The sequence below is a fragment of the Pseudomonas sp. CGJS7 genome, from assembly GCF_036961695.1.
In genome coordinates this window covers 35266-52762 of record NZ_JBAMDI010000005.1, presented here as the reverse complement: position 1 = coordinate 52762, position 17497 = coordinate 35266, and the positions used below count along the sequence as shown (strand labels likewise).

Annotated in this window: 16 protein-coding genes, 1 pseudogene and 2 riboswitches; of the genes and pseudogenes, 14 read left to right on the top strand and 3 right to left on the bottom strand. The window is 64.0% G+C overall.

The features are described 5' to 3' along the window. Positions 1-131 precede the first annotated feature (131 nt). Positions 132-339, top strand: a riboswitch (cobalamin riboswitch). A gap of 109 nt (positions 340-448) precedes the next feature. The 6 genes from V7787_RS05260 to V7787_RS05235 all read left to right on the top strand — a co-directional run bounded on the left by V7787_RS05260 (position 449) and on the right by V7787_RS05235 (position 7451). Beyond that, entirely contained in the window at positions 449-2575 is a 2127-nt protein-coding gene (locus V7787_RS05260) for a TonB-dependent receptor (protein WP_336086225.1), read from the top strand. Between the two features lie 108 nt (positions 2576-2683). Further along, positions 2684-3850 (top strand): DUF1624 domain-containing protein, encoded by a 1167-nt coding sequence (locus V7787_RS05255; protein ID WP_064492445.1) that lies wholly within the window; start codon positions 2684-2686, stop codon positions 3848-3850. A 28-nt stretch (positions 3851-3878) separates the two neighbouring features. Then, a riboswitch (cobalamin riboswitch) is annotated at positions 3879-4076 on the top strand. 111 nt (positions 4077-4187) lie between these two features. Beyond that, entirely contained in the window at positions 4188-5198 is a 1011-nt protein-coding gene (locus tag V7787_RS05250; protein WP_064492444.1) for an ABC transporter substrate-binding protein, read from the top strand. Further along, positions 5198-6214 (top strand): FecCD family ABC transporter permease, encoded by a 1017-nt coding sequence (locus V7787_RS05245; protein WP_336086222.1) that lies wholly within the window; start codon positions 5198-5200, stop codon positions 6212-6214. The genes V7787_RS05250 and V7787_RS05245 overlap by 1 nt, the downstream gene beginning before the upstream one ends. Then, the gene (locus tag V7787_RS05240) at positions 6211-6999 is read left to right on the top strand and encodes an ABC transporter ATP-binding protein (protein WP_064492442.1); all 789 of its coding nucleotides are present in this window, start codon (positions 6211-6213) and stop codon (positions 6997-6999) included. Before V7787_RS05245 ends, V7787_RS05240 begins: the two co-directional genes overlap by 4 nt. A gap of 17 nt (positions 7000-7016) precedes the next feature. Next, complete coding sequence (locus tag V7787_RS05235; RefSeq protein WP_064492441.1) at positions 7017-7451, top strand: pseudoazurin; 435 nt, start codon at positions 7017-7019, stop codon at positions 7449-7451. A gap of 156 nt (positions 7452-7607) precedes the next feature. On the opposite strand, the gene V7787_RS05230 is transcribed toward V7787_RS05235, so the two are convergent. Next, positions 7608-8105, bottom strand: coding sequence for a GNAT family N-acetyltransferase (locus V7787_RS05230; protein WP_003250486.1), 498 nt, complete (start codon positions 8103-8105; stop codon positions 7608-7610). Between the two features lie 133 nt (positions 8106-8238). Here V7787_RS05230 and V7787_RS05225 point away from each other — a divergent pair, with 133 nt between their 5' ends. The 6 genes and pseudogenes from V7787_RS05225 (at position 8239) to V7787_RS05200 (ending at position 14280) form a co-directional block, all read left to right on the top strand. Continuing rightward, on the top strand, positions 8239-8718 hold the full coding sequence (locus V7787_RS05225; protein ID WP_064492440.1) for a hypothetical protein: 480 nt from the start codon (positions 8239-8241) through the stop codon (positions 8716-8718). 59 nt (positions 8719-8777) lie between these two features. Then, positions 8778-10349: a sensor domain-containing diguanylate cyclase gene (locus V7787_RS05220; RefSeq protein ID WP_064492439.1), complete on the top strand. Its 1572-nt coding sequence runs from the start codon at positions 8778-8780 to the stop codon at positions 10347-10349. Between the two features lie 159 nt (positions 10350-10508). Beyond that, entirely contained in the window at positions 10509-11285 is a 777-nt protein-coding gene (locus V7787_RS05215; RefSeq protein WP_064492438.1) for a ParA family protein, read from the top strand. A 180-nt stretch (positions 11286-11465) separates the two neighbouring features. Next, a pseudogene (locus V7787_RS05210) lies at positions 11466-12802 on the top strand (MFS transporter). 183 nt (positions 12803-12985) lie between these two features. Then, positions 12986-13435 (top strand): type II 3-dehydroquinate dehydratase, encoded by a 450-nt coding sequence (gene aroQ / locus V7787_RS05205; protein WP_014591603.1) that lies wholly within the window; start codon positions 12986-12988, stop codon positions 13433-13435. Then, on the top strand, positions 13432-14280 hold the full coding sequence (locus V7787_RS05200; protein WP_010953360.1) for a shikimate dehydrogenase: 849 nt from the start codon (positions 13432-13434) through the stop codon (positions 14278-14280). The genes aroQ and V7787_RS05200 overlap by 4 nt, the downstream gene beginning before the upstream one ends. 113 nt (positions 14281-14393) lie before the next feature. Here the strand turns inward: V7787_RS05200 and V7787_RS05195 are convergent, their stop codons facing one another. Together V7787_RS05195 and V7787_RS05190 are read right to left on the bottom strand one after the other, a co-directional pair. Then, positions 14394-14909, bottom strand: coding sequence for a thioredoxin family protein (locus V7787_RS05195; protein WP_064492436.1), 516 nt, complete (start codon positions 14907-14909; stop codon positions 14394-14396). Between the two features lie 10 nt (positions 14910-14919). Continuing rightward, positions 14920-15195, bottom strand: a complete 276-nt coding sequence (locus tag V7787_RS05190) for a DUF2790 domain-containing protein (protein ID WP_064492435.1) — start codon at positions 15193-15195, stop codon at positions 14920-14922. Positions 15196-15415: 220 nt separating this feature from the next. On the opposite strand from V7787_RS05190, the gene V7787_RS05185 reads away from it, so the two are divergent. Together V7787_RS05185 and V7787_RS05180 are read left to right on the top strand one after the other, a co-directional pair. After that, positions 15416-16156 (top strand): response regulator, encoded by a 741-nt coding sequence (locus tag V7787_RS05185; RefSeq protein WP_014591607.1) that lies wholly within the window; start codon positions 15416-15418, stop codon positions 16154-16156. Further along, complete coding sequence (locus V7787_RS05180) at positions 16153-17439, top strand: sensor histidine kinase (RefSeq protein ID WP_010953357.1); 1287 nt, start codon at positions 16153-16155, stop codon at positions 17437-17439. Before V7787_RS05185 ends, V7787_RS05180 begins: the two co-directional genes overlap by 4 nt. Positions 17440-17497 lie beyond the last annotated feature (58 nt).

The following is a 17497-nucleotide window of genomic DNA, read 5'->3' as shown; positions in this document are numbered from 1 at the left end:
CGGCAAGCTCATCACGCTGGGGCCTGATGTTCTTGCCAAAGGGGTATCGGCACCCCAAGAACGCACAACCTGTTGTTTTTTCTCAGCATTCACAGCACGCCAACATTTGACGCCCCAGCATTTCAGTGGTCAGATGCGCGCCAGTTTCAGGTGCCCTGCGCCGCCGCGCGCAGGGTGAAACGGGAAACCGGTGCGTCGTGTTGCCCACGACAAGTCCGGTGCTGCCCCCGCAACGGTAAGCGAGCGAACCCTTCGAGATACCACTGTGCTCAAGCATGGGAAGGTGAAGGTTTCATGCCCCTCGCAAGCCCGGAGACCGGCCTGGAGCTTCACTTGGCAACCCGCGGTGGGCGGGCGCAGGCCGGAATCCGTGCGCGCGCCTGCCTGCATGGTTCGCCTTTGCGTGTTTTCCACCGGGATCCATTCATTCCTGCAGCAGTGGAACGACATGTCCCGTATGTTCAAGCTTCACCCCCTGGCGGCCTGCCTGGCCGTCGCCCTGCCGGCGCTGGCTGATGACCGCGACCCGCAACCTCTGGCCCTGCCTTCCACGGCCATCACCGACACCCAGGACAGCCGCGCCATCGACCTGGCCACGCCGACCCAGGCCGGCTCGCGCCTTGGCCTCAGCGCCCTGGAAACACCGGCCAGCACCAGCAGCATCAGCGAACGGCAGATTCAGCAGCGCAACAACATCACGGTGCAGGATGCAGTGACCCGCTCGCCGGGCATCACCTTCGTCGGCTCCCCGGGGGACGGCGGTACTGGCCTGTCTGCCCGCGGCTTTGCCGGCCACAGCTCGGTGATGACCCTGTTCGACGGCGCGCGCCTGTACACCGGTGCCGGCACCCAGACCTTCCCGGTCGACCCGTGGATGGTCGAACGCATCGAAGTGATTCGCGGCCCGGCCTCGGTACTGCATGGCGAAGGCGCCACCGGCGCAGTGATCAACGTGATCCCGAAAAAACCTTTTGCCGGCGAGGTGCGCAACCACCTGCGCCTGGGTTACGGCTCGTGGGACCGACAGCAGCTCGGCCTGGACAGCGGCGGCAGCCTCAGCGAGCGCCTGAGCTACCGCCTGACGCTGAACCAACAGGCCGGCAATGGCTGGGTCGACCGCACCACTTCACGTAGCCTGGCCCTGAGCGCCGCGCTGCGTTTCGATGCCAGTGATGACCTCAGCTTCACGCTGGCCCATGACCGCGGCGATGCACAACCTGCCAACTACTACGGTACCCCGCTGATCGACGGCCACTACCGCAGCAGCCTGCGCAAGAAGAACTACAACGTGCAGAACGACGTGCAGCAGTACGTTGATGAATGGACCCGGCTCACGACCGACTGGGCGCTGAACGACCAGCTCAGCGCCAGCAACCAGCTGTACTACATCAAAAGCCGCCGCCACTGGCGCAACGCCGAGGACTACAGCTGGGACACCGGGCGTGAGCAGCTGCTGCGCGGCAGCTACCTGGAGATCAAGCACAACCAGGAACAGTTCGGTGACCGCCAGACCTTCACCTTCGACCACAGCCTGTTCGGCCTGGCCAGCAAGACCGTACTCGGTGCCGAGTACAACAAGGTGCGATTCAACGTCGACAGCAATTCACCCTACAACGATGTGGGCGGCGACTACATCGACCCGTGGCAGCCACAGCCAGGCTGGTTTCATAGCGCCTCGCCGTTGCGGCCGCAAACGCTCTCGACCACCCATACCTTTGCCCTGTTTGCCGAAAACCGCCTGCAATTGAGCGACCGCCTGTCTTTGGTTACCGGTGTGCGTCGCGACCAGAACCACATCGACCGCGACAACCTGACCAACGACAGCCGCAGCGATCGCAGCCTGCAAGGGGGCAACTGGCGCGTCGGGCTGGTGTACGCACTCAACGACGACCTGTCGTTGTACGGCCAGTACTCGACCAGCGAGGACGGGGTCAACAACTTCATCAGCCTCAGCCCCGCGCAGATGAACTATGACCTGACCGAGGCGAAGCAGACCGAGGCAGGCCTCAAGCAGCGCTTTTGGCAGGGACGTGGCGAATGGACGCTTGCCGCCTACCACATCGTCAAGAAAAAGCTGCTGGTGGACGACCCGATCACGCACGAGAAGCAACAAGCCGGGCAGCAGACCTCCGATGGCCTGGAAGCGACGCTGGAGCTGGCCCTGGCCCATCAGTGGCAGGTATCGGCCAACGCATCGCTGGTACGCGCCAAGTACGACGACTTCGACGAAATGGTCGGCGGCATGCCGCAGGACCGGGCAGGCAACCGGCCGGCCAACGTGCCACGGCGTACCGCCAACCTTTGGTTGAGCAAAGGCTTCGGCCAGCAGGTGGAGGCCGGCATTGGGGCGCGCTATGTGGATGAGCGTTATGCCGATACCGCCAATACCCAGAGCGCCCCCGGGTACACCGTGGTCGATGCCAACATCGCCTGGCAGGTGTTGCCGGATGTGAAGTTGGGGTTGCAGTTGAACAACCTGTTCGATCGCGAGTATGTGCAGTCGGCGTTCAGCGGCCAGCAGTGGTTGATGGGGATGCCGCGGTCGTACTTCGCGACGGTGGATTACAGCTTCTGACCTGAATACCCCTTCACAGCACCGATGCACAAAAACCGCTACCAACCCTTCATCTGCTGGTTATAAGATAACGTTCTATATGAAATTCATTACTATTAGCGTCCACCCATGACAAGCGCCATCGCCACGCCCACTCTGATCACCCAGCGCCTGCAGAGCATCGATGCCCTGCGCGGCCTGGTGATCCTGTTCATGCTCCTGGACCATGTCCGCGAGACTTTCCTCCTGCACCGCCAGGTCGGCGACCCCATGGCCATCGACACCACGGAACCGGCGCTTTTCTTCAGCCGCACCCTCGCCCACCTGTGTGCGCCTGTGTTCGTCCTGCTGACCGGCCTGTCGGCCTGGCTGTATGGCGAGAAGCATCAGGGCCGTGGCGACGTCTCGGCGTTCCTGTTCAAACGGGGGCTGTTCCTGGTGGTGCTGGAGTTCACCCTGGTCAACTTCGCCTGGACCTTCCAGTTGCCCCCCAGCGTGATCTACCTGCAAGTGATCTGGGCCATCGGCGTCAGCATGATCGCCCTGTCGCTGCTGGTGTGGCTGCCGCGCGCCGCACTGCTCGCCCTGGGCGCCAGCATCGTCGCCGGCCACAACCTGCTCGACGGCCTGCACTTTGGCGTGGATTCAGCCCTGCATGTGCCGTGGGCAATCCTGCATGATCGCGGCTGGCTGGCGTTTTCCGAAAACCTGCACCTGCGCACGTCTTACCCGGTGCTGCCGTGGATCGGCGTCATCGCCCTGGGCTACGGCCTTGGCCCCTGGTTCGCCCGCGGCAGCGATGCCGGCCAACGCCAGCAACACCTGCTGGTGGCGGGTTTGCTCGCGCTGCTTGGCTTTGTCCTGCTGCGCATGTTCAACGGTTACGGTGAGGCACCGTGGAGCGGTTACCCAACCTTCATGCAAACCCTGATGAGCTTCTTCAACATCACCAAATACCCACCGTCGCTGCTGTTCCTGACCCTGACCCTGGGCTGCGGCCTGTTGTTGTTGCGCGCGTTCGAACGGGCCGGCCAGGCGCGCTGGATCACTGCCCTGGCGGTGTTCGGTGCGGCACCGATGTTCTTCTATCTGCTGCACCTGTATGTGCTGAAGCTGCTGTACCTGGCCTGCGTGGCGCTGTTCGGGCTCAACCATGGCGACTACTTCGGTTTCGACGGTATTGCAGCGGTGTGGCTGGGCGCGGTGCTGCTGGCGGTTGCGCTGTACCTGCCGGTGCGCGGGTTCGCCCGCCTGAAGCAGCGTCGCCGCGACATCCGTTGGCTGAAGTACTTCTGAAAAGCGTTTTCACCTGGCGGCGCGATGGTCTACCATGCGGGCCGCCGGTTTCCACCACGGAACTAACAGGGAATCCCAGGCCTGCCAATACAGGCCAATCGGAACTGCCCCCGCAACTGTAGGTGCCGAGCCTGCTCCATCGATGCCACTGGGCCTGCCGCCCGGGAAGGCCGGAGCCGGGCCGTGACGCACCAGTCAGGAGACCTGCCGGCCTACATTCACCAACCGGCGGGGTGTCCGGGATTGGCCATCCGTGTTGCCCCAGCCACCCGCTGGGGCTCGGCGATGCCTGTCCGTGCGTTCCTCACCAGAACTGTCCGATAGGAGATCGCCCAGCATGCTGCCCCGTTTCGCCACCCTGCTCGCGGGCCTAAGCCTCACTGGCCTGGCCCAGGCCGCTGCCACCCACTATCCGCTGACGGTCGACAACTGCGGCAAGCCGCAGGTTTTTGCCCAGGCGCCGCAGCGCGCCGTCACCATCGGCCAGGCCGGTACCGAGCTGCTCTATGCCCTGGGGCTGGGTGACAAGCTGGCGGGCACCTCGCTGTGGTTCAACAACGTATTGCCGGAATACCAGGCGGTGAACGCCAAGGTGCCGCGCCTGGCCGACAACGACCCCAGCTTCGAGGCGGTGGTCGGCAAGCGCCCGCAGCTGGTCGCGGCGCAGTTCGAATGGATGGTCGGTGCCCAGGGCGTGGTCGCCACCCGCGAGCAGTTCGATGAGCTGAAGATCCCCACCTACGTGCTGCCATCGGACTGCGAGGGCAAGGACAACCTGGTCGGTGCAGACGGCACCCGCCTGCAAGCGTTCCAGGTAGACAGCATCTACAAGAGCGTCAGCGAACTGGCCGAGATCTTCGACGTTCAGGACCGCGGCGCGGCACTGAACGCCGAGTTGCAAGGGCGCCTCGACAGCGCCAGGGCACAACTGGCCGGCAAGGACCTGTCGGCAACTTCGGCGCTGTTCTGGTTCTCCAGCGCCGACCTGGACATCGACCCCTATGTGGCCGGCCGCCAGGGTGTCGCCGACTTCATGCTGCGCACCCTCGGTGTGCGCAACGTGGTCGAGTCCAGCGAAGAATGGCCAAGCGTAGGCTGGGAAACCCTGGCCAAGGCCAATCCGACCTGGCTGATCATCGCGCGCATGGACCGCCGCCGTTTCCCCGCCGACGACTACCAGAAAAAGCTCGAATTCCTGCGCAGTGACCCGGTAACCCGCAACATGGACGCGGTAAAGCACGACCGCATCATTATCCTGGACGCCGACGCCATGCAGGCCGGCATTCGCCTGTTCCGCGGCGTGCAGACGCTGTCCACGGCCTTCGCCAGCGGTAAAGCAGCCCCGTGATGATCCGCCTGTTACCCAGCATCGCAGTTGCCCTGGCCGCCCTGTTGGTCGCCCTGCTGGCCGGTACCGCCATTGGCGAAACCAACCTGTCGCCCAGCGTGGTCGGCCAGGTGCTGGCCAACCACCTGTGGCAAGCCGCCTACCCGGTGGACCCGATCGACGCCGGCATCGTCTGGAACTACCGCCTGACCCGCACCCTGGTCGCGGCCGCTTGCGGCGCTGGGCTGGCCACCTGCGGTGTCATCCTGCAGGCGATGTTGCGCAACCCACTGGCCGAGCCCTACCTGCTGGGGCTGTCTGCCGGCGCCTCGACCGGCGCGGTACTCGTCGGCCTGTTGGGCCTGGGTAGCCTGGCATTAAGCATGTCCGCAGGGGCTTTCATCGGTGCCGGGGCCGCATTCGCCCTGGTGCTGGTGCTGGCCCGCGCGGCCGGCCCGAGCAGCAACAATGCACCAGTCATCCTTGCCGGTATCGCCGGCTCGCAGCTGTTCAATGCACTGACCGCCTTCCTGATCACCAAGTCGGCCACCGCCGAACAGGCGCGCGGCATCCTGTTCTGGCTGCTGGGCAACCTGAGCGGCGTGCGCTGGCCTTCGGTGTGGCTGGCCGTACCGGTGGCGGTTTTCGGCTTGCTGGTGTGCCTGTGGCATCGCCGTGCGCTGGATGCCTTCACCTTCGGTGCCGATTCGGCCGCCTCGCTGGGCATCCCGGTGCGGCGCACCCAGTTGCTGCTGATCAGTTGCGCAGCGTTGGTGACGGCTGTGATGGTGTCCATTGTCGGCGCCATCGGTTTTGTCGGGCTGGTTATCCCCCATGCCCTGCGCCTTCTGCTCGGCCCCGGGCACAGCCGTCTGTTGCCCGCCAGCGCACTGGGCGGTGCGCTGTTCCTGATTGCGGCAGACATTCTTTCGCGCACGCTGATCACCGGCCAGGTGATCCCGGTGGGCGTGGTTACGGCGCTGATCGGTGCCCCCGTATTCGCGCTGATTCTGGTCAGCCGTCGGGGGCGCCCATGACCGCCATGGCAGCTGTTCGCATCCCTCCGCTGGCCTGCCATGGGCTGGGGCTGCAACTGGCCGGAAATACCGTGCTCAGCGATATCGACCTTCGCGTTGTCGCCGGTGAAACCCTGGGCATCGTCGGCCCCAACGGCTCGGGTAAATCCTCGCTGTTGAAGTTGCTGGCAGGGCTGCGCAACCCCGCCTGGGGCAGCGTGCAGCTCCTGGGTGAGCCACTGGCACAGATGCCCCGCCGCCGTGTTGCCCAGGCGCTGGCGCTGGTCGAGCAACAGGCCGACACACTCGATGCGATCAGCGTGTTCGACGCGGTTGCCTTGGGCCGCACGCCGTGGCTCTCGGCCCTGGCACCGTTCTCCCGGCAGGACTGCGCCATCGTCGATCAAGCCCTGGCCGACCTCGACGCCCTGCACCTGCGCACGCGCCTGTGGGGGTCGCTGTCCGGTGGCGAGCGCCAGCGTGTGCACATCGCCCGCGCGCTGGCCCAACGGCCGCAGGTGCTGCTGCTGGACGAACCGACCAACCACCTGGACATTCAGCATCAGCTGAGCCTGCTGCAACAAGTGCAGGCGCTGCCGGTTACCACCCTGGTAGCGCTGCATGACCTCAACCAGGCGCTGACCTGCGACCGTGTCGCGGTTCTCGACAAGGGCCGCCTGGTCGCCCTCGGCAAACCCTTCGAAGTGCTTACCCCAGAGCGCCTGCTGAACACCTTCGGCGTTCACGCCCACTACCTCACCGACCCTTTCGACGGCGCGCGCATCCTGCGCTTTCGCGCCCCCTGAACTTGGTAGCCCTGCCCATGCTGTTGCGCCCTGTCGCCCTGCTGCTCGCCAGCACCCTGCTTGCCCCGACCGCACTGGCCGAAGTGCATGAAGTGAAAATGCTCAACCGTGGCAGCGACGGCGCCATGGTCTACGAGCCTGACCACTTGCGCATTGCCCCCGGCGACAGCGTGCGCTTCCTGCCGAGCCACAGCGGGCATAACGCCGCCAGCCTGGCGGGCCTGCTACCCACCGGTGCCGAACCGTTCAAGAGCAAACTGAACCAGCCGTTCGAGCACACCTTCAGCGTGCCGGGCGTATACGGTATCCAGTGCATTCCACACGTGGCCATGGGCATGGTCATGGTGATCCAGGTCGGTGACGCGCCTGCAGCCGAATTGCCGGCCAGCTTGCCGGCGCGGGCCAAAGCCCGCTTTGCCGCACAGTTGCAAAAGCTCGAGGCCGGGCAGTGAGGCGGCTATTCGGGCCGCTCACACCCTGGCCGGCTCCGCCCAGTTGCGAAGCATGGGCTTTACCGAGGATGGCAACTGGAACCTCCTCAACCGCAGTGCGTTCGACCCAGTGACCCAGGGCGCGATCTTCATCGCCAATAGGCACGTTCCCACAGGTCAGCGTAATCGCAACTGCATGTGCGTGGTCTGCCACACCGGGTCCTGCTCCACATCCACCACCGTGAAGCCTTGCCGCTCCCAGAACGCAATGGCACCTGGCAGAAACGGATGAGTATGCAAGTAAAGGCAGTCCAAGCCCGCTTGCATCGCCCGTTCGCGCAAGGCACCAAACAAGGCAGCAGCCAGGCCATGCCTGCGGTAGGCCGGCAACACGAACAGCCGCACCACCTCGACTACCCGCTCTGCGCGGTAATCAAGCTGGGCAAAGCGATGGTCATAGGGCAAGTAACCGATCACCGCAACCAGCCGCCCACCCTCACGGGCTTCCAGAAAGCAGCCGGCGCCGTCCAGGTAAGTGTCGGCGAAATGCGCCAGGTCACGCGGCAAGGGTGCGTTGGCGAGCATCGGAAAAAGCGCGCGGCGAGCGCTGTCGACAAACGCCAGCACTTCGGCAATGGCGTCACGCGCCACAGGTTGCAGGGTCCAGTTCGGCATCGGGCTGTTGCCAGTGTGGTTGGGAGCGTAGGGTTCTACCGCAGCGTGCCGCTCAAGGCAAATCACGGGGCTCGTCGCGGCAAGGCGGACATCGGTATAATCAGCAGTCTTCACTGCCCGACCAGGCCACACCATGCCTCGCCTCCCGAAGTTGCTGTTACCCCTGTTGCTGGCTGCTGCACTCACCGCCTGCGACCAGAAACCCTCCCGTGAAGATCAGATCCTCAGCCAGCTGCCGCTGCAGGACGCCTACACGCACAACATCGAGCGCATGTCCGCGCTGCTGGGCCGCAGTCATCCGCAGTTGTCGCAAGCGACCATCCAGGACGTACTGCGCAAGCACCTCACCGTCGAGGACCAGCGCCGGGACCTGTTCCGCCTGTACAGCGAAAAGAACTTCAGCGACGCCGAATTCGCCACCATCGTCGCCGCCACCCAGGACCCAGCCAAAGCTCGCGCCCTGGAAGACACCGAAGCCGGCAAACGCTTGAGCGAAAAACTCACCGCCCTGATGCGCGAAACCGCCCGCGATGTGAACGTGCAGGCCTTGGTCGAGCAGCGCATGCAACGGGTGGAAGACGAACTTGAGGCGCTGGACAATGCAGGCTCTTGAGCGCTGCTGGCCAAGGTAACTTCCGTTCAGCCGCCCTTTACGATCACCCGAGGTCAGGATTGACACACACCAAGCATGGATTGCGCCTGGATCTACGTACACTCATTCTGGTGCTCTGCGCCCTCACCGCAGTGGTCATGCTGTGCGCCAGCTATTTCGCCAGCTACCGGGTGCAGCGCCAGCTATTGATCGACAATGCCCTGGAAGCCAACCGGGTGTATGCGACAAAGCTGGCCAGCATCACCGAAACCTTCATAGGCAATGCCTTGCAGCAACTGATGTTCAGCGCCAGCGTACAAAGCCGGCAGTTGAGCGATGCCGCTGCGCTGCAGGTGGAAAGCGACCGCGTACTGGGCCAGAGCATGGCCTTCAACTCCACCTTCGTGATCGATGCCAACGGTGTACTGCTGGCAGTATCCCCCGCCCCGCTACGCCACCTGGTCGGCACCCACGTGCAGTCACCCGGCGCCCTCGAAGCCCTGCACGAACGCCGTCCACTGGTTTCCACGCCCTACCTGTCGGCGGCCGACAACCTGGTGGTCGCGCTGTCGCAACCCATTTTCGATCGCAACGGCCGCTACCTGGGGTATGTCGGTGGCAGCCTGTACCTGCGTGAACGCAACATCCTCAACAGCCTGCTGGGCGAGCATTTCTACAAGGACGGTTCGTACCTGTATGTGGTCGACCGCAACCGACGCCTGCTGTACCACCCCCATAGCGAGCGGGTAGGCACGGTGGTGGAGGGCAATGCGCTGATCGACCAGATGGCGAAACTGGACAGTGGTACCCGGCAGCTGACCAATAGCCTGGGCGTGGAAATGCTCGCTGGCTTCGCCACTGTGCCCAGCGCCGGCTGGGGCGTGGTAGCGCAGCAGCCCTTGGTGCAGACGGTGGCGCCGTTGCACCACCTGGTGCTGAACGTGATCGCCAGTTCGGCGCCCTTGGCGCTGGTTGGCAGCCTGCTGCTGTGGTGGCTGGCCCGTACCATCGCCCGCCCGCTGTGGAAACTCGCCGCCGGTGCCCGCACGATGGACCGCGCCGGTACCGCCGAGCATTTGCATCAGGTGCGGGCCTGGTACTTCGAGGCGGCCGAGCTCAAGCGCGCGTTGCTGTTCAGCCTGAACTTGCTGCAAGAGCGTATCGGCCGGCTCAATCGGGACGCCCAGACCGATCCGCTGACCGGCCTGGGCAACCGCCGCAGCCTGGAAATCAGCCTGTCGTTACTGGAGGCTGAAAACCGGGAGTTTGCAGCCATTGCGCTGGATATCGACCACTTCAAGCGGATAAATGACAGCCATGGACACGACGTGGGCGACCAGGTGCTGCGCCAGCTGGCGGAGCTCATGCGCCGTTGTTGCCGCGAGGGCGACCTGTTGTGTCGCACCGGTGGCGAGGAGTTCCTGATTTTGCTGCCTGGGGCCACCCTGAACGTGGCGGCCGCGGTGGCCGAACGGTTGCGTGTGACCGTACAGGAGATGCCAGTGGAATCGGTGGGCGCCGTGACGATTTCGCTGGGAGTGACGCACTGGGATGGCGAGACTCACGGTGAGCCCATGAACGCACTGGGCGAGGCTGACCGGGCGCTTTACCGGGCCAAGCAAGAGGGGCGCAACCGGGTCGCTTTTGCCTGAACGTCTTGTGTTGTCCCCATTGGGCGGGCTTGCCCGTGAAAATGCCGGTACAGGCTACGATGATTCGGTGGCTTGTAACAATTCCTGTCATAAAACTGCAGCGTTTCAGTCATAGGATTGACCCCGACCTGACATTTTTACTTCATGGATGAGCGTCTCATGCGTCGTGTGGTTTTCAATCAGAAAGGTGGCGTCGGCAAATCCAGCATCACCTGCAACCTCGCCGCTGCCAGCGCCGCCGAGGGCTACCGAACCTTGCTGGTCGACCTCGACCCGCAGGCCAATGCCACCTTCTACCTCACCGGGCTGGTCAACGACACCATTCCACCCGGCATCGCCGACTTCTTCCGCCAGACCTTGTCGCCAGTTACCGCCGCCGGCAAGAAGCACCGCGTGGCAATCACCGAAACCCGCTACAACAACCTGCACCTGGTCACCGCCAGCCCAGACCTCAGCGACCTGCAAAGCAAGCTGGAGAGCAAGTTCAAGATCAACAAGCTGCGCAAGTTGCTGGTGGCACTGGAGGAGGACTATGAGCGGATCTACATCGACACCCCACCCGCGCTGAATTTCTACACCTTCAGCGCGCTGGTGGCGGCCGAGCGTCTGTTGATTCCGTTCGACTGCGACAGTTTCTCGCGCCAGGCCCTGCACAGTGTCATGGCCGAGGTCGAAGAACTGCGCCAGGACCACAACCCCGCGCTGCAGGTGGAAGGTGTGGTGGTCAATCAGTTCGCCGGCCGCACCGCGCTGCACCAGACCCTGGTTGAGCAGCTGCGCAACGAAGGCATGCCGGTGCTGCCGGTGTACCTGAGCAGTTCGATCAAGATGCGTGAATCGCACCATGCCTCGGTGCCATTGGTGCATTTGGCGCCGCGGCATAAACTTGCCCTGGAGTTCATCGATTTGCTGGATGTGCTTGAGCGTGCGGCCTGACAGGCCATTGGGGGCACTCCGGCTGTAACCTGCTGCACCGGTCGAATCAGGTATACCGAGGTCGCCCTCGACAAAGCGCCTTGCAGCGCTCGGCTATCTACTGGCAAGCACAATAACGATGGCGCGGCCCGACTGCGCCACTTTCAACATGGCTGCCAAAGGAAACCGGAGAGCACCCGCATGTCCGCACATCATGAGGTATCCCCCGCCACCCTGCGCAGGGTAATTGCCGCTTCGGCCATCGGCAATTTCGTCGAATGGTTCGACTTCGCGTGTACGGCTTTCTCGCCACGCTGATCGCCAGCCAGTTCTTCGCCAGCGAAGACGCCAGCGTGGCCTTGCTCAAAACCTTCGCGGTATTCGCCGTGGCCTTTGCGCTGCGCCCTTTGGGCGGCATCGTCTTCGGCGCCTTGGGCGACCGCCTGGGACGCAAGCGCATCCTGTCGCTGACCATCTTGCTGATGGCCGGCTCCACCACGTTGATCGGCCTGCTGCCGACCTACGCCAGTATCGGCCTGGCAGCCCCGGCGCTGCTGACCCTGGCCCGCTGCCTGCAGGGTTTTTCTGCCGGCGGCGAATATGCCGGGGCCTGCGCCTACCTGATGGAGCACGCGCCTGACGACAAGCGTGCCTTTTATGGCAGCTTCGTGCCTGTGTCGACCTTTTCCGCCTTTGCCTGTGCGGCAGTGATCGCTTATGGCCTGGAAGCCAGCCTGTCGACCGAGGCGATGAATGCCTGGGGTTGGCGCATTCCGTTCCTGATTGCCGCACCGCTGGGACTGGTCGGCCTGTACCTGCGCTGGCGCATGGAAGAAACCCCGGCGTTCCGCGAAGCCGTCGCCCAGGGCAAGGAGCACGAGCATTCACCGCTGAAGGAAACCCTGCGCCACCATGGCCGGGTCATTCGCAACCTGGGGGCGTTCATTTCGCTGACCGCGTTGTCGTTCTACATGTTCACCACCTACTTCGCCACCTACCTGCAACTGGTCGGCAACCTGACCCGTGCGCAGTCACTGCTGGTGACCACCGTGGCCCTGCTGTTCGCTGCCGTGGGCTGCCCGCTGGCCGGGGCATTTTCGGACCGGGTGGGGCGGCGCAAGACCATCGGTTTTACCTGCCTGTGGGTGATGCTTTGCGTGTTCCCGGCGTACTGGCTGGCCAGCTCTGGCTCGATGTCGGGTGCGCTGCTGGGGGTGATCCTGCTCGCGGTGGGGGCGTTGTGCAGCGGCGTGGTTACCGCAGCATTGCTGTCGGAAAGCTTCCCTACCCGTACCCGCTACACCGCTTCGGCGATTACCTACAACGTGGCCTACACGCTGTTTGGCGGCACAGCACCGCTGGTGGCAACCTGGCTCATCGGACAGACCGGCAGCAGCCTGGCACCGGCGTTCTACCTGGTGGTGATTGCGCTGGTGGCGTTGGTGGGCGGGTTGGCGTTGCCGGAAACGTCGCGGATTTCTTTACATGAGGACGTAGGCGTGGACGGTGTGCGGGCTGGAGCCCGAAGGACCGTTTAAGCGTTCTGGGGCTGCCTTGCAGCCCTACATTCACAAATGTCTTCCTGCTGCCTTTCACGCCAATCCCCTTGAAGAAGTTCGATAATCGCCCACTTTCCCGGTGCGACGACCTTGTCCAATTGACGGAACTAACCAGTCAGTACAAAACTACGGGCATTCAACAACAACAAAGCGATGCCCGTCATGAAGCCCCTTATTCTCGTGCTCAACGGCCCCAACCTGAACATGCTGGGCACCCGCGAGCCTGCCCAGTACGGCCACGAAACCCTCGCTGACCTGGCTCAGGGATGCGCCGATACTGCCCAGGCCCACGGCCTGGAAATCGAATTCCGCCAGACCAACCACGAAGGCGAACTGATCGACTGGATCCACGCCGCCCGTGGCCGCTGCGCGGGCATCGTGATCAACCCTGGCGCCTGGACGCACACCTCGGTCGCCATCCGCGATGCCCTGGTGGCCAGCGAACTGCCGGTAATCGAGGTGCACCTGTCCAACGTGCACAAACGCGAGCCGTTCCGTCACTTGTCGTTCGTATCGTCCATCGCCGTCGGTGTCATTTGCGGCCTGGGCAGCCACGGCTACCGCATGGCGCTGAGCCACTTCGCCGAGCTGTTGCAGGAGCGTGCGGCATGAGCCAGCAAGCCATCCTTGCCGGCCTGATCGGCCGCGGCATCCAACTGTCACGTACCCCGGCCCTGCACGAACACGAAGGCGACGCCCAGGCCCTGCGCTACCTGTACCGGCTGATCGACGCCGACCAGCTGCAACTGGACGACAGCGCCCTGCCTGGCCTGCTCGAAGCCGCGCAACATACCGGTTTCACCGGGCTGAACATTACCTACCCGTTCAAGCAGGCAATCCTGCCGTTGCTCGACGAGCTGTCCGACGAGGCTCGTGGTATCGGCGCGGTAAACACCGTGGTGCTCAAGGACGGCAAGCGCGTCGGCCACAACACCGATTGCCTGGGCTTTGCCGAAGGCTTGCGCCGTGGCCTGCCCGACGTTGCACGGCGCCAGGTGGTGCAGATGGGTGCCGGTGGCGCTGGCTCGGCCGTGGCCCATGCCCTGCTGGGTGAAGGGGTAGAACGGCTGGTGCTGTTCGAAGTGGATGCGACCCGTGCGCAGGCGTTGGTGGACAACCTGAACACCCATTTCGGCGCGGAGCGCGCCGTGCTTGGCACCGACCTGGCCACAGCCTTGGCCGAAGCGGACGGGCTGGTCAACACCACGCCGGTGGGCATGGCCAAGCTACCGGGCACGCCACTGCCGGTGGAGTTGCTGCATCCCCGCCTGTGGGTGGCAGAGATCATCTACTTCCCGCTGGAGACCGAACTGCTGCGCGCGGCCCGGGCACTGGGCTGCCGCACGCTGGATGGCAGCAACATGGCGGTGTTCCAGGCGGTGAAGGCATTCGAGCTGTTCAGCGGGCGGCAGGCGGATGCGGCGCGGATGCAGGCGCACTTTGCCAGTTTCACCTGATAGAAAAGTGTTGGCTTCTTCGCGGGCACGCCCGCTCCCACAGGTACTGCGCAAACGTTACTGATTGCACTCTCCCTGTGGGGCATGCCCGCGAAGAGGCCGGTACAGGAGAATCACCCTTTTTCATCCAGCAAAGCCTGTATCACCTGTTCCTGCCCACCATAATCCCCCTCGCCAAAGTGCACATGGCGTACCTGCCCCTTGCGGTCGACAAAGTAATGCGCCGGCCAGAACTGGTTGCCCCAGGCATTCCACACCTTGTAGTCATTATCTACCGCCACCGGATACCCGATACCCAACCGGGCTACCTTGTCCTGCAAAGTCGCCACATCATGCTCGTAGTCGAACTCGGGCGTGTGCACCCCCACCACCACCAGCCCTTGATCGGCATAGCGCCGCGCCCAATCATTCACATGCGGCAGGCTGCGCCGGCAGTTGATGCAGTCCCAGGTCCAGAAGTCCACCAGCACCACCTTGCCCTTGAGCCCCGGGGCATCCAGGGGCGGCGAATTCAACCACTGGCTGGCGCCCGCCAGCGATGGCATGGCGCCGTAGCTGTCGCGTGCCTTCAGGTGCCCCGCCAATCCAAGCCCCGTCAGCGCCAGCGCAAAACCACCTGCCTTGAGCATCCGGCGCCGATCAGTTTTCATGGCAACCGTCCGTGGCATAGGTGAGGTACTGCACGCTTTGCCGCTGGCCATGGGAGTCAAGGTAGTCCATTCGGGTATTCACCAGGCCACAGGCATTGCGCTGATCATCCTGCACCGACAGCACTCTCTTCACATCCAGAGGCTCATCGTAGCGGTACTGCATGACCCCACCATCCTGCATCGGGGCAGTGGCGGCCTGGGCAGCGATGGCGCCGAAGCTGAGCACGGCGAACAGGCTGGCGCTGGCGATAGTCTTGACGTTCATGGCTTCTCTCCTGGGTAACACTTAGGGGTGGGGAGTGTTGCTCCCCGGTCGAGAGCCATTTCACGTCAGCCAGGTATCCCGCATGTGTCGCCCAACGTTGTGATGTGCCTCCTGCTGTATCCCTACCCGTGCCAGATACACTGCAATACAAACTCCCGCAGGCAAGGGCGAACGCGCTCGGTACACTGCGCCCAACCCACTTTGCACAGGAACCCAGCGCATGGAACACGTCGATCACATCCTGATCGTCGACGACGACCGCGAGATCCGCGAACTGGTCGGCAATTACCTGAAGAAGAACGGCCTGCGCACCAGCATCGTTGCCGACGGCCGGCAGATGCGCGCCTTTCTCGAAGCCAACAGCGTCGACCTGATCGTGCTCGACATCATGATGCCTGGCGACGACGGCCTGCTGTTGTGCCGCGAGCTGCGCGCCGGCAAGCACCGCAATACGCCGGTGCTGATGCTGACCGCCCGCAATGACGAAACCGACCGCATCATCGGCCTGGAAATGGGCGCCGACGATTACCTGACCAAACCGTTCTCGGCCCGCGAACTGCTCGCCCGCATCAACGCCGTGCTGCGCCGCACACGCATGCTGCCCCCCAACCTGACCATCAGTGAAAGCAGCCGCCTGCTGGGTTTCGGTCAATGGCGCCTGGACACCACCGCGCGCCACCTGCTCGACAGCGAAGGAACCCTGGTGGCCCTGAGCGGCGCCGAATACCGCCTGCTGCGGGTGTTCCTCGACCACCCGCAGCGGGTGCTCAGCCGCGAACAGCTGCTTAACCTGACCCAGGGCCGCGAAGCCGACATCTTCGACCGCTCCATCGACTTGCTGGTCAGCCGCCTGCGCCAGCGCCTGGGTGACGATGCCCGCGAGCCCAGCTGCATCAAGACCGTGCGCAGCGAGGGCTACGTGTTTTCGCTGCCGGTGCAATTGCTCGAGACCCCCTCATGAAATGGCCGCGCACCCTGGCCTCGCGTCTGGCGCTGATCTTCTTCACCGGCCTGGTATTGGCTTATGGTCTGTCGTTCGGCCTGCAGGCCTACGAGCGCTATATCAGCAGCCGCTCGATGATGCTCAGTAACCTCGAACAGGACGTGGCGACTTCGGTTGCCATCCTTGACCGCCTGCCCGCAGCCGAGCGTGCCGCCTGGCTGCCACGCCTGGAACGGCGCACCTACCGCTATCGCCTCGACCAGGGCCTGGCAGGCGAAGCGATGCCCAGCAGTGACCCACCGATGGCCGCCGCGTCGATCGTCAAGGCCATTGGCAGCGACTACCGCCTGACCTTCCTGGAAATCCCGGGGCCCAATGCGCACTTCCAGGCGCACCTGAAGCTGGCCGACGGCGCGCCACTTACCATCGACGTGACGCCAGCACCGGTCCCGGTAGCCCGTTGGTTGCCCGTGGTACTGCTGATTCAGCTGGCTGTGCTGTTGCTGTGTACCTGGCTGGCGGTACGCCTGGCCATCGGCCCGCTAACCCGTCTGGCCCAGGCAGTGGACAACCTCGACCCGGACCAGCCCGGCGTGCAACTGGATGAAAGCGGGCCACGCGAGGTGCGTTACGCTGCCGTGGCCTTCAACGCCCTGCAGGCGCGCATTGCTGCCCACCTCAAGGAACGCATGCAGTTGCTGGCGGCCATTTCCCACGACCTGCAAACCCCGATCACTCGCATGAAGTTGCGGGTCGAAGTGATGGATGAGGGGGTCGAAAGGGACAAGTTCGGGAGCGACCTGGATGAAATGGAACACCTGGTGCGCGAAGGCGTGGCGTATGCCCGCAGCATGGACAGCAGCACCGAAGCGACCTGCCGGGTCAACCTTGATGCCTTTCTCGACAGCCTGGTATTCGACTACCAGGACAGCGGCGCCCAGGTCGAACGCCACGGCAGCAGCGATACCCTGCTGGAAACCCGCCCGCATGCGCTGCGCCGGGTACTGGTGAACCTGGTCGACAACGCCCTGAAGTTTGCAGGTGCTGCCGAGCTGCAAGTGTCTCGCGAGGGCAGTACCACCATCATCCGCGTGCTCGACAACGGGCCCGGGATACCCGTTGACGAGCTGGATGAAGTGCTCAAGCCGTTCTACCGGGTGGAAGGTTCACGCAATCGCAGCACGGGTGGCACCGGCTTGGGCCTGGCCATTGCCCACCAGCTGATCCGGGCCATGGGGGGCCGGCTGACCCTGAGCAACCGCGAACAGGGCGGATTGTGCGCGCAGATCGAACTCACCTGAACGGCTTCTGCGATCGTTGGCAGGAACGGCCTTGTGTCTCGATCGGGCCGTTCCTGTA

Coding starts and splice junctions, on each gene's coding strand:
- V7787_RS05260 (WP_336086225.1), top strand. CDS start 449: ATGTCCCGTATGTTCAAGCTTCACCCCCTGGCGGCCTGCCTGGCCGTC.
- V7787_RS05255 (WP_064492445.1), top strand. CDS start 2,684: ATGACAAGCGCCATCGCCACGCCCACTCTGATCACCCAGCGCCTGCAG.
- V7787_RS05250 (WP_064492444.1), top strand. CDS start 4,188: ATGCTGCCCCGTTTCGCCACCCTGCTCGCGGGCCTAAGCCTCACTGGC.
- V7787_RS05245 (WP_336086222.1), top strand. CDS start 5,198: ATGATCCGCCTGTTACCCAGCATCGCAGTTGCCCTGGCCGCCCTGTTG.
- V7787_RS05240 (WP_064492442.1), top strand. CDS start 6,211: ATGACCGCCATGGCAGCTGTTCGCATCCCTCCGCTGGCCTGCCATGGG.
- V7787_RS05235 (WP_064492441.1), top strand. CDS start 7,017: ATGCTGTTGCGCCCTGTCGCCCTGCTGCTCGCCAGCACCCTGCTTGCC.
- V7787_RS05230 (WP_003250486.1), bottom strand. CDS start 8,105: ATGCCGAACTGGACCCTGCAACCTGTGGCGCGTGACGCCATTGCCGAA.
- V7787_RS05225 (WP_064492440.1), top strand. CDS start 8,239: ATGCCTCGCCTCCCGAAGTTGCTGTTACCCCTGTTGCTGGCTGCTGCA.
- V7787_RS05215 (WP_064492438.1), top strand. CDS start 10,509: ATGCGTCGTGTGGTTTTCAATCAGAAAGGTGGCGTCGGCAAATCCAGC.
- aroQ (WP_014591603.1), top strand. CDS start 12,986: ATGAAGCCCCTTATTCTCGTGCTCAACGGCCCCAACCTGAACATGCTG.
- V7787_RS05200 (WP_010953360.1), top strand. CDS start 13,432: ATGAGCCAGCAAGCCATCCTTGCCGGCCTGATCGGCCGCGGCATCCAA.
- V7787_RS05195 (WP_064492436.1), bottom strand. CDS start 14,909: ATGCTCAAGGCAGGTGGTTTTGCGCTGGCGCTGACGGGGCTTGGATTG.
- V7787_RS05190 (WP_064492435.1), bottom strand. CDS start 15,195: ATGAACGTCAAGACTATCGCCAGCGCCAGCCTGTTCGCCGTGCTCAGC.
- V7787_RS05185 (WP_014591607.1), top strand. CDS start 15,416: ATGGAACACGTCGATCACATCCTGATCGTCGACGACGACCGCGAGATC.
- V7787_RS05180 (WP_010953357.1), top strand. CDS start 16,153: ATGAAATGGCCGCGCACCCTGGCCTCGCGTCTGGCGCTGATCTTCTTC.